General features: G+C 69.1%; 12 protein-coding genes. 8 read left to right on the top strand and 4 right to left on the bottom strand.

All coding sequences use genetic code 11. The annotated features are described in order from the left end of the window. The 4 genes from Aph01nite_RS09670 to Aph01nite_RS09655 form a co-directional block, all read right to left on the bottom strand. Window positions 1-295: hypothetical protein (locus tag Aph01nite_RS09670; RefSeq protein WP_204040435.1), on the bottom strand; the 295-nt coding region annotated here is incomplete at its 3' end. A gap of 588 nt (window positions 296-883) precedes the next feature. Then, window positions 884-1,147, bottom strand: coding sequence for a hypothetical protein (locus tag Aph01nite_RS09665; protein ID WP_204040434.1), 264 nt, complete (start codon window positions 1,145-1,147; stop codon window positions 884-886). Further along, on the bottom strand, window positions 1,140-1,493 hold the full coding sequence (locus Aph01nite_RS09660; protein WP_204040433.1) for a DUF6247 family protein: 354 nt from the start codon (window positions 1,491-1,493) through the stop codon (window positions 1,140-1,142). Before Aph01nite_RS09660 ends, Aph01nite_RS09665 begins: the two co-directional genes overlap by 8 nt. 193 nt (window positions 1,494-1,686) lie before the next feature. Further along, window positions 1,687-2,766 (bottom strand): integrase core domain-containing protein, encoded by a 1,080-nt coding sequence (locus tag Aph01nite_RS09655; RefSeq protein ID WP_204040432.1) that lies wholly within the window; start codon window positions 2,764-2,766, stop codon window positions 1,687-1,689. Between the two features lie 1,260 nt (window positions 2,767-4,026). On the opposite strand from Aph01nite_RS09655, the gene Aph01nite_RS09650 reads away from it, so the two are divergent. The 8 genes from Aph01nite_RS09650 (at window position 4,027) to Aph01nite_RS09615 (ending at window position 9,803) form a co-directional block, all read left to right on the top strand. Then, the gene (locus Aph01nite_RS09650) at window positions 4,027-4,593 is read left to right on the top strand and encodes an MFS transporter (protein ID WP_204040431.1); all 567 of its coding nucleotides are present in this window, start codon (window positions 4,027-4,029) and stop codon (window positions 4,591-4,593) included. 90 nt (window positions 4,594-4,683) lie between these two features. Continuing rightward, window positions 4,684-5,265 (top strand): copper chaperone PCu(A)C, encoded by a 582-nt coding sequence (locus Aph01nite_RS09645; protein WP_204040430.1) that lies wholly within the window; start codon window positions 4,684-4,686, stop codon window positions 5,263-5,265. Continuing rightward, complete coding sequence (locus Aph01nite_RS09640) at window positions 5,258-6,415, top strand: Dyp-type peroxidase (protein ID WP_204040429.1); 1,158 nt, start codon at window positions 5,258-5,260, stop codon at window positions 6,413-6,415. Before Aph01nite_RS09645 ends, Aph01nite_RS09640 begins: the two co-directional genes overlap by 8 nt. Then, window positions 6,412-7,011 (top strand): copper resistance CopC family protein, encoded by a 600-nt coding sequence (locus Aph01nite_RS09635; RefSeq protein WP_204040428.1) that lies wholly within the window; start codon window positions 6,412-6,414, stop codon window positions 7,009-7,011. The genes Aph01nite_RS09640 and Aph01nite_RS09635 overlap by 4 nt, the downstream gene beginning before the upstream one ends. Beyond that, window positions 7,008-7,511 (top strand): MFS transporter, encoded by a 504-nt coding sequence (locus Aph01nite_RS09630; RefSeq protein ID WP_204040427.1) that lies wholly within the window; start codon window positions 7,008-7,010, stop codon window positions 7,509-7,511. The genes Aph01nite_RS09635 and Aph01nite_RS09630 overlap by 4 nt, the downstream gene beginning before the upstream one ends. 77 nt (window positions 7,512-7,588) lie before the next feature. Next, the gene (locus tag Aph01nite_RS09625; RefSeq protein WP_239161529.1) at window positions 7,589-8,224 is read left to right on the top strand and encodes an ATP-binding cassette domain-containing protein; all 636 of its coding nucleotides are present in this window, start codon (window positions 7,589-7,591) and stop codon (window positions 8,222-8,224) included. Continuing rightward, window positions 8,221-9,087: a metal ABC transporter permease gene (locus tag Aph01nite_RS09620; RefSeq protein WP_204040426.1), complete on the top strand. Its 867-nt coding sequence runs from the start codon at window positions 8,221-8,223 to the stop codon at window positions 9,085-9,087. Before Aph01nite_RS09625 ends, Aph01nite_RS09620 begins: the two co-directional genes overlap by 4 nt. Further along, window positions 9,042-9,803 carry a metal ABC transporter substrate-binding protein gene (locus Aph01nite_RS09615; protein ID WP_204040425.1) on the top strand — a complete coding sequence of 254 codons (762 nt, stop codon included), beginning with the start codon at window positions 9,042-9,044 and terminating at the stop codon, window positions 9,801-9,803. Before Aph01nite_RS09620 ends, Aph01nite_RS09615 begins: the two co-directional genes overlap by 46 nt. Window positions 9,804-9,889 lie beyond the last annotated feature (86 nt).

The following is a 9,889-nucleotide window of genomic DNA, read 5'->3' as shown; positions in this document are numbered from 1 at the left end:
TCCCCTTGGTCTGCTGCGGCGCGACCGAGACGTGGTAGGTGTACGGTCGGCCCGCAGTCTGGATCGTTATCCAGAAACAGGCGAATACGTTGCCGGCGGGGGTCTCCTGGCGGGGGTTGCAGTTTGTGTACCACATTATTGCCGTCTGGCCCGAAGGGCCGAAGTGGAAGTCGCAGTAGGCAGGGTTCGTCAGCGGGCGAGTCGTATTTGATGAGGCGGATGCCATCGGGGCAATCCCGAGTACTGCCGCACTCAGTACCGCCAGGGTCGCGGTCGGCCGTGCGATGAAGGCCATTGTCCCCTTCAGGGATCTGGTTCGCACTTGTTGTCCATCCTTTCGCTTGGTTCGAGCCGTGTGGTTCGCCACAAACGAGGATGGAACGTTCCGATTGGGTGGTTCTTGGCTCCTAATTGCGCCTCACCTGGCGTGAGGTGCCGATAGTTCATCCGTCCAGATCAAGCCGCATGATGGTACTCCCGGAGGATGCCGCCGAGTTGATCATTCCGGCGGATGTTCAGACTCGTGATCTCCACTTGGGTGGTCCTTGGCTCGGGGAGCGGGCGGAGCAGAGCCGCCTGGTGAGACTTTGGTGAGGCCGGTGGCCATATAGAACGCCTCGAACTCGCGCAACGTATGCAACACCATCACCTGATGCCGGAGCACCGATATTTCCATCTCCTTGTCCCGATCACTCCTGGGGAGGAGCCGGATGAAGGAGAGGGCGTTCGTTACGGCAAGGTAGCCAAGCGCACCATCATGCCGTGGCGGCACCTCCCGCCACGACTCACCCGGTCCCCGAGCCCTGCGAACACGATCACCTCTGCGACCTGCACAGATGAAATTTTCGGCACCCACAGGCGTTCGCAGGCGCAGCGTCGTTTCTCAATCCAGCCAAGTGACGCGGACGATCAAGACCAGATGCAAGTGCTCGGCAACGATGAAGTGCAGAAAGCCCCGGCCGCCGAACAGATCGAGCGTTCGTAGCCCTCCTCCGTGCAGGGGACCTCTGCCCGCGTTGGTCGCGTCCCGCCCCAGGATCGCCAGCTGGCCGGCCAGCCGTTCGACTTCCGCGACGACCGGCGTGGGCAGCCCTGCGGCGACCTGTTGTTCGTCCGGGTCATACTCCCAGGCCCAGGTCTCACTCACCGACGGTGTCACGGCGGGCGGCGTCGGTGATCTGTCTGATCTCGGCGATGGCCGCCGTCACCGCCTGCCGGTCGGTGGCGGTGGCGACCTGCTGCTCCAGGTCGCGTAGGCGAGCGGCTTTGGCGGGGTAGCGGTGGATCGCCACGAACTCGCCCCACTGCGCCAGGAACCCGTGCAGCGGTGCGACGGTACTCTGCCGCGCGGCCTGCTCCGTGGCTTGATCGAGATGCTCGACGAACTGCATCAGGTGGGCCGGTGCGATCTGAGCCACCGCCGCCCGCAACGCAGCCGTCGTCAGCGGGGGACGAGGGATGAGCGCCTGGCCCTGGTGATGCGGGGTGGACACGGTGACCTCCAACCTGGTTATGCCCTCACCGTACCGCCGGGTGGTGGTGCCCCTCCAGGAAACCTGGCCGAGGAAGTGAGGACGTGGAAAGCCGCTGCCCGGGACCTGGAATCCCGGCAGCGACGTGGTCCCTTCATCGACCTGTCCCGCACGAAAATTAGGATTCTGGCTTGAGCTGGGCGTTCTTCGAGTGTCAGGCGGCATTGCTGTACTGGTTGATCAAGCCGCCGAGGACCGGGGTGCGCCGCACCCGCCGTACATCCAGGCCAGCAACGGGTGGCGGGTCCGAGGGGGCATCTGGCGGGCATTGCCGCAGCGATTGATGCGGCCGGTGGGAGTTGTAGTGCCGGGCATACTCCTTTAGCACCGTATGCAGGTGCGCCTGGTTGTAGATCAGCATCCGGTCCAGCACTTCCCGCCGGAGTGTGCCCACCAGGCGTTCGCAGATCGCGTTCGCCTGCGGAGCGCCGGGAGGCGTCACTATGGTCTGGATGCCCTCGGCTTCGAACACCGTATTGAAGGCGGTGGTGAATTTGCTGTCGCGATCGCGGATCAGATATCGGAGCGTGTCCATGCCTGCTCCGAGATCGGCGGCCAGGTTTCGTGCCTGCTGGGCCACCCAGGCGCCGTTCGGGTGCGTGGTCACGCCGGCGATGTGCAGGCGGCGGGTACCGTGCTCGATGAAGATCAGAACGTAGATCCGCCGGAGCAGCAGGGTGTCCACGGTGAGGAAGTCGCACGCCAGGATGTGGTGGGCTTGTGCCGACAGGAACTGCCGCCAGGTCGGGCCCGACTGCTGCGGCGCAGTTTCGATCCTGGCGGCTTTGAGGATCTCCCACACCGTGGAGTAGGCGATCTTGTGTCCCAGGCGGGCTAGCTCTCCTTGGATCCGCCTATGCCCCCAGTTCGGGTTGTCCCGCGCCATGGCCAGGATCAGTTTCCTGACGGGTTCCGGCGTCGGGGGACGGCCGGGACGGGACCGGCGGGAGTAGGTCCACTTCCGGGCGACCAGCAGTTGATGCCAGCGCAGCAGCGTTGCGGGGGTGACTGGGAACACCGCCACCCATCTTGGTCTAGGGATCAGCCGGGACAGGGCTGACAACCACAACCGGTGGGCGGGCTCGTAGCGGGGACGGAGAACCTGACGGCGGAGCACGGTGTTCTCGTGCCGCAGCACCAGCAACTCGGCATCCTTGGACCGATCGGAGCGCACCAGCACGACGATCAGTTCAAGTACGCGCCGCACGATCATGTAGGCGAGAGACAACAACACCTCGCAACAGTCTCAGATGGGCTCACGAACCGGCTGCCAAAGCCGCAGCTCACACCCCAAGTTCGAGTTTTCGAGCGGCACACGCCCAGCTCAGGCCCGAATCCCAATTTCGTGCGGGACAGGTGGGGAGGCGTCCGCGCACATTGCGCGTTTGATCATTCGCAAAGTCCCGGAGCCGCTGCGACGTCATCTGCGACATCGTGAGTTCCTCGCAGCATGCGGGTTGACCAGGGCGAACGGATTGTCGGCATCCATCGGGTTGCCGTCGTGGTGGAAGGCGGCTGTTCGGGCGGAGCCGTCGCCGATGAGCATCAGGCCGGTGCTATGCCGAGCGCTGGGCGGGCACGGTGCGCCGCGAATGCACCAACCGTATGCTGATCTTCAACGAACGGCCCTCACGGACGACCATGGCCGATTGCGTCCGGCGCCATAACCGTCATCGGCCGCGCCGATCCCCTGGTCAACGCCCGCCGGACGCGCGCTCTGAGGTGATCAGTCTGGACCGGGCGCACGTTGCCCGGCGCCAGGTCCTCGGCGGACTGATCAACGAATAAGCCCAGGTCGCCTGACCGGACACGGATTTCGGGCCCCACAGGCCGCGACAGCCGAACGGCCGACTGACACAGGCTGATCTGGGATCAGCGATCGGACCGTCTGCGCGTGGCGTAAGCAGTGCGGTTCACCATTCGGGGTTCACCCGCCGCGCCGCGAGTCCGGCCCGGTGCTGTCGATGGGGTCGATCGGCGGCGCTTCGACAGCGCGGTCGTCGAGTCGTTCTGGCGCGCATGCGGATAGGAAATGCGCGACTGGCAACGGTGGAAGACCCGCGTCGAACTCGGCTGAAGGGCCGATGCGCCGATCGCCGGGGGAGACAGGACGGCAGCGCTGTCGCCCGTCGGTGCCACAGGTCCGGCCGGGTGCTACTCGGCCATTTCCTGTGGCACCCCAAAGGCATCGATCGGGCACAGACGGCTCAGTCGCGCGTCGGCGGGCTGAAAAGCACCCGGTCCTCGATGTAGCAACTGCAGCTCCCGCAACCAGGGGTCATTGCGATCTCCTCTCGCGACCGGCGATATCTGTGGGTGGCGTCGCGGATGCACAGCCGACGCCACCCTGTTCTGCTAGTCGTCCGCCAACGCGGAAAAGTTCCCACCGAGTACGGGCGACCGCCCCGAAACGCACCATTCGTCATCCTGGCGTCATATGTGGTGGGCGAGACGTATTGGGACGGAGGCGGTTCCGTGCAATGATGACGGCGCCATGACAAGCGCCACTTCCGCCGCGACGCCCTTCCGCGTCGTCCGGGCCGTCGTCTTCGGGACGGTCTCGGTCGCGCTGAGTGTCGGCGCGCACGCGTATGCGGGCGGGTCCGCCTCGGTGGGTTCCGTGCTGCTGGCGCTGGTGTTCTCGTTCTTAGCCGGCCTGCTGCTGGCAGGGCGGGAACGGACGATGCGGGCGATCTTTCCGGCGCTGGCAGGGTGCCAGGCCGTGCTGCACCTGCTGTTCTCATACGCCCACACCGTCGAGCCCATGGCCGGCCATCACCATGCCACCACGCTGCTGCCGAGCCTGAGCATGCTGGTCACGCACGCCTGGGCGGCCGGGCTGACGGCCTTGTGGCTGGCCAGGGGCGAGGCAGTCCTGTGGGGACTGCTGCGCCGCCTGGAGTTCCGGCTCATGCCGCTGCTCCGGGTCGTCATCGACCCCGGCAGCCCGCGGGTCTCCGTTCCTCCCGCCGAACGTGTCATCGTGCTGCGTTCGGTGCTGCTCGGCCATGAGATGGGCCGCCGGGGTCCTCCCGGCATCGTCAGCCTCGTCGCCGCCTGACCTCGAGGTCAGCGCGGCAATCCCTGTATAGCCGGATTCGGTCCCGCTGTCTGACGTTGCTGTCGTTCCCCTTGAAAGGGTCTGTTTCTCATGTCCTCGCGCCTCGCGCTGTCCGTGTTCGCCGTCGCCGCCATCGTCGCGGTCTCCTCCTGCGGAGCTCAGGAGACCCCCACCGCCGCGGCGCCCGCTTCCGCCGCCGCCGCGCCCGTCACGTCGGCCGCCGCTCCCGCACCGACCGGTCCGGCCCTGTCCATCACCGATCCGTGGGTGAAGACCGTCAAGAAGGGTATGACGGCTGCCTTCGGCACCCTGGTCAACGACTCCGGCTCCGACATCACCGTGGTGTCGGGCGCCAGCCCGCTGTCGCCGATGATCGAACTGCATGAGGTGGTGGACAAAGACGGCAAGATGGTCATGCAACCCAAGCAGGGTGGATTCGTCATCCCCGCCGGCGGTTCGCACGAGCTGAAGCCCGGCGGCGACCACATCATGATCATGGACGCCCAGAAGGCGGTCGAGCCCGGCGCCGAGATCGAGTTCACCCTGACGCTCAAGGACGGCGGCACCTTCACCTTCACCGCCCTCGGCAAGGATTTCGCCGGCGCGAAAGAGGACTACCAGCCCGGCGGCGACATGAACATGGGCGGGGAGACGGACGCCGACAATGGCTGAGGGCCGGCTGACCCGCCGTGGCCTGCTGGCCGGGGGTGTGGCCGCCGGGGTGACAGCCCTCGGCCGGCCCGCTTCTGCGGCCGCCGGCGACGCCACCGGGGAAGCCGGCGAGCCCGTGGTGCCGTTCCACGGCCCCCGTCAGGCGGGCATCGCCACCGAGCCGCAGGCGCACGCCGTGTTCGTCGCCTTCGACCTGCGCGAAGACACCGGCCGCGAAGGTCTCGGCCGGATGATGCGCGTGCTCACCGACGACGCGAGACGGCTCACCCAGGGCCGTCCCGCGCTGGCGGACACCGAGCCTGAACTGGCCTCCCCGCCCGCCCGCCTGACCGTCACCTTCGGCTTCGGCCCCGGCTTGTACGCCAAAGCGAAAATCCGGTCCCCGATCAAGCCCCTCCCCGCGTTCACCATCGACAAGCTGGAGAAACGCTGGTCGGGCGGGGACCTGCTGGTGCAGATCTGCGCCGACGACCCGCTGACGGTCGCGCACACGCTCCGGATGATCGTCAAGGACGCCCGTTCCTTCGCCACCGTGCGCTGGACGCAGCGGGGTTTCCGCCGCGCGGCCGGGACGCAGCCCGCCGGACAGACCCAGCGCAACGTGATGGGCCAGCTCGACGGCACCGCCAACCCGGTGCCCGGCACCCCGGCCTTCGACCTGGCCGTGTGGCGGCCTGACGGGGCGACCACCCTCGTCGTACGCCGGATCAAGGCCGAGATGGAGACCTGGGACGCCGCCGACGTGGTGGCCAAGGAGTTCACGATCGGACGCCGCCTGTCGACGGGAGCCCCGCTGACAGGCGCCAGGGAACAGGACCCGCCGGACTTCGACGCGCCCGGCCCCAACGGTTTCCCGATCATCTCCGAGTACGCCCACATCCGCCGGGCCCACGTCGGCGACCCCTCATTGCGCATCCTGCGCCGCGTCTACAACTACGACGAGGGAATCACCAGGCAGGGCCACGCCGACTCGGGGCTGGTGTTCGCCTCCTACCAGGCCGACATCCAGCGGCAGTTCGTGCCGATCCAGCGGCAGCTGGCCGAAGCCGATCTGCTGAACGAGTGGACGACCCCGATCGGGTCGGCCGTGTTCGCCATCCCGAAGGGCTGCGGACCTGAAGGCTGGATCGGGCAGGAAGTCCTGTCGTGAGGGCGCTCGTCACGCTGACTGCCGTCATCCTGGCGCTCCTGGTCGGGGCGTCCCCGGCGTCGGCGCATGACCGCCTGAGCAAGAGCACGCCCGCCAAGAACGCCACCGTGGAGTCGCTGGAGTCGATCACGCTGACGTTCACGGCCCGGGTGCGCTTCCCCGCCATGGTGCTGCGCAGCGAGGCGGGCACGATGGTTCAGCTGTCGAAGCCGCGGACCGAGGGCAAGGACGTGGTGGCGGCGCTGTCCGCCGCCCCGCCGCCGGGGAAGTACGTCGTCGGGTGGCGCGTGGTCTCCTCGGACGGTCATCCGATCGAGGGCGAGATCCCGTTCGCCTTCACCGGAGGGCCGGTACCGGCCGCATCCGGCGCCGTGCCTGCCGCCGCGTCGCCGCTTGCCTCCGCCGCGGCATCGTCTGCCGCGACGCCCGCCAGGACGGCGGATCCGCCGCGGACCGGCGGAGCGGCCCAGCCGGGAGCGGATCAGGATTCGGGCCCGGCCGTGCCCGGACTCGTCTGGGCGGCAGGAGGCCTGCTGGCTCTGGTCGGGCTCGGTCTCCTGCTGACCCGGGGCCGGGGCCGAGGCGAGTCGCCATGACGGCACGCTTGCCCTTGCGCCTGCTCCGCTCGGCCGCCTTCGCGGCGGTCGCCACGGGCTTGGCCGTCGTCGCGCATCTGTTCGCCGGGGGCGGGCTGGCCTACAGCCCGGTCGCCGCGGGTTTCGCGGTGGCTTTCGCGGCGGTGTTCCCGCTCACCGCGCGGGAGCGGAGCACCGTCCAGGTCGTGATCACGCTCGCGCTCGTGCAGGTCGTGCTGCACGAGATGTTGCCGGCCATGGTGACGGCCGGGCACGGTCACGGCGTCTTCGGCATGGTCGTGGCGCACGGCTGGGCCACCGTGCTGACCGGGTTGTGGCTGGCCCGGGGTGAGGCCGCGCTGTGGCGGGCGGTCCGCGGGTTCGCGGTCCGCCTCTTCGCGACCCTCGCCGAGATCGTCATGCCCGTGACCGGTCGCGGCTGGTGGCCGGCGGCCCAAATGCCGCGTACGCGTCTTCCGCTGCGGCTCGTGCTTGGCCGCGCTCCACCGTTCACGGTCTGAATTCTCCCGTTTATTCCTTTTTGTACTACCGGCCGGGGCTGCCCGGCCGGCCGTAGCCGTGCGCTCTGGAGCCTTCCGTGTCCGCGATCTCGCTCAGCCTGTCCGGTGTCACCTGCCGGCATGGCTCGTTCACCGCCGTCGACCGGGTCGACCTCGACCTGGCGCCGGGCGATCACCTGGCGCTCACCGGAACCAACGGTTCGGGGAAGAGCACGCTGCTCCGGGCCGTGCTCGGACTGCACCGCGCGTTCACCGGGCGCATCGCCGTCTCCGGCGTCGAGGCGAAGGGCGGTTCCGGGTGGGCGCGGCGGCGTACCGAGGTCGCGTGGATCCCGCAGCGGCAGGCGGCCGGGCGGTTTCCGCTGCTCGTCAGGGAACTGCTGGCCAGCAGCCGGAACGCGGAGGCGGCGGTCCGGGCGGCGGTGGACCTCAGCGTCGGCGGGCTGCTCGACCGGCCGGTTGCGTCGCTGTCGGGCGGCCAGCTCCAGCGGGCCTACCTGGCCCGGGCCCTCGGGCAGCTCGCCGCGGGCGCGGGACTGCTGCTGGCCGACGAGCCGACGGCGGCGCTCGACTTCGACGGCCAGGCGCAGGTGGCGCGGGTGCTGGCCGAGCTGCCGATGACGGTCGTCGTGATCACGCATGACCGGGTCGTCGCCGACGTCTGCGGACGGGTCGCGGAGATGGCCGCCGGGCGGTTGCGGGAGGTCCGGTGAACGAGCTCGGCGTCCTGCTCGACCTGCCCTCGGTACGGCTGGCGATCCTCGCCCTGCTGCTGGGCTCGCTGAGCCTGCCCGTCGTCGGGGTGTTCATCGTCGGCCTGGACATCATGCCGGTGCGGTTCGCGATGATGCACGTCGCGCTCCTCGGCATCGCGCTGGGCTTCCTGACCGGCCTGGACCCGCTGCTCTGCGCGCTGGTGCTCTGCGCGGTCACCGGCGGCGCGCTGACGCCGATGGCGCGCAGCAGCGCCGGCCTGTCCGGGGCGATGGGGCTGCTGATGACGCTGGCCATCGCGGCGGCGCTGATGCTGCTGTCGGTGTCGGGGGTGAACGCCAACGGTGCCTTCGAGCTGCTGTGGGGGTCGATCCTGGCGACCCGGCCGTTCGACGTGGCGGCGCTCGCCGTGCTCGCGGGCGTGGTGCCGGTTCTGTACTGGCTCCGCCGCCGCGACCTGGCGCTGCTCCTGCACGACCGGGAGCTGGCGTTGTGCTCGGGGGTCGCGGTGGACCGGCTCACCCTGATCCTGCTCGTGATCATCTCGCTGGCGATCGCCTCGGCGATCCGGCTGACCGGGGCTCTGCTCGTGGACGCCCTCACGCTGCTGCCCGCCCTCGCCGCGCGGCGGGTCGGCGGCTCATTGGCCGCGATGATCCGCTGGTCGCTCGTCTTCGGCCTGGCCTTCAACGTGGGCGGATTCTTCCTCGCCCTGCTGTTCGACCTGCCGCCCGGGCCGACGCTCGTGCTCGTCGGCGGTGTGGTCACCCTCCTCATCCACGCGGTTCCCACGTATCGGAAAGGGTCCCCCCAGTCATGCGCAAGCTCATCGGCTTCGCCGCTCTCGCCCTCTTCACACTGACCGCCTGCGGCGACAGTGAACCGGCCGCCACGCCCTCGGAGAAGGGCTTGACCGTAGTTGCCGCCTCCAGCTGGGAGGCCGGCTTCGCCAAGGCGGCGGGCGCCACCGACATCACCGTCATCGTGCCGCCCGGGGTCCAACACGCCGCCGACTACGACCCCAAGCCGTCCGACCTGGCCAAGGTCGCCGCGGCCGACTTCGTGCTGGTCGCGCCCTTCCAGGGGTTCGCCGCCAAGCTGAAGGAGGCGGCCGGGTCCAACGCCAAAGTGATCGAGGTCATGCTCGACAACGCCCCGGCCACCGTCAAGGACCAGGTCGGCAAGATCGCCGCGGAGTTCGGCACCACCTCGGCCGCGCAGACCTGGACGGCCTCCTTCGACACCGAGTACGCCGCCCTGAAGAAGCGGGTCACCGACGCCACGGGCGGCACACCGCCGGTCATCGTGTCCCAGGCGTTCGTGGCCTGGGCCGCCGATCTGACCGGGGCCGCTCCCGCCGGGGTGTTCGGGCCGGAGCCGCCCACAGCCGCCCAGCTCTCGGAGCTGGCCGCGAAGAAGCCCTCCATCGTCCTGGACAACTCGGCCATGCCGGGCGGCGACGCGCTGGCCAACGTCGAGGCCAAACGGGTCAGCATCAACAACTTCCCCGACCAGGGCTACGACCTGCTCGCCATGTACCGGGCCAACGCCGACACCCTCATGGCGGCACTGGCCTGACCCGAAGCTCCGCCGGCACGGGCGCAGGGGACAGCCCCGTGCCGGCGGTTCAACGTCGCCGAGGAGGACCTCGTGCACACTCCCGT

This window comes from Acrocarpospora phusangensis (assembly GCF_016862995.1).
Lineage (GTDB): Bacteria > Actinomycetota > Actinomycetes > Streptosporangiales > Streptosporangiaceae > Acrocarpospora > Acrocarpospora phusangensis.
Note: the sequence above shows the minus strand (reverse complement) of the source record. Positions and strands in the feature narration are given on the sequence as shown.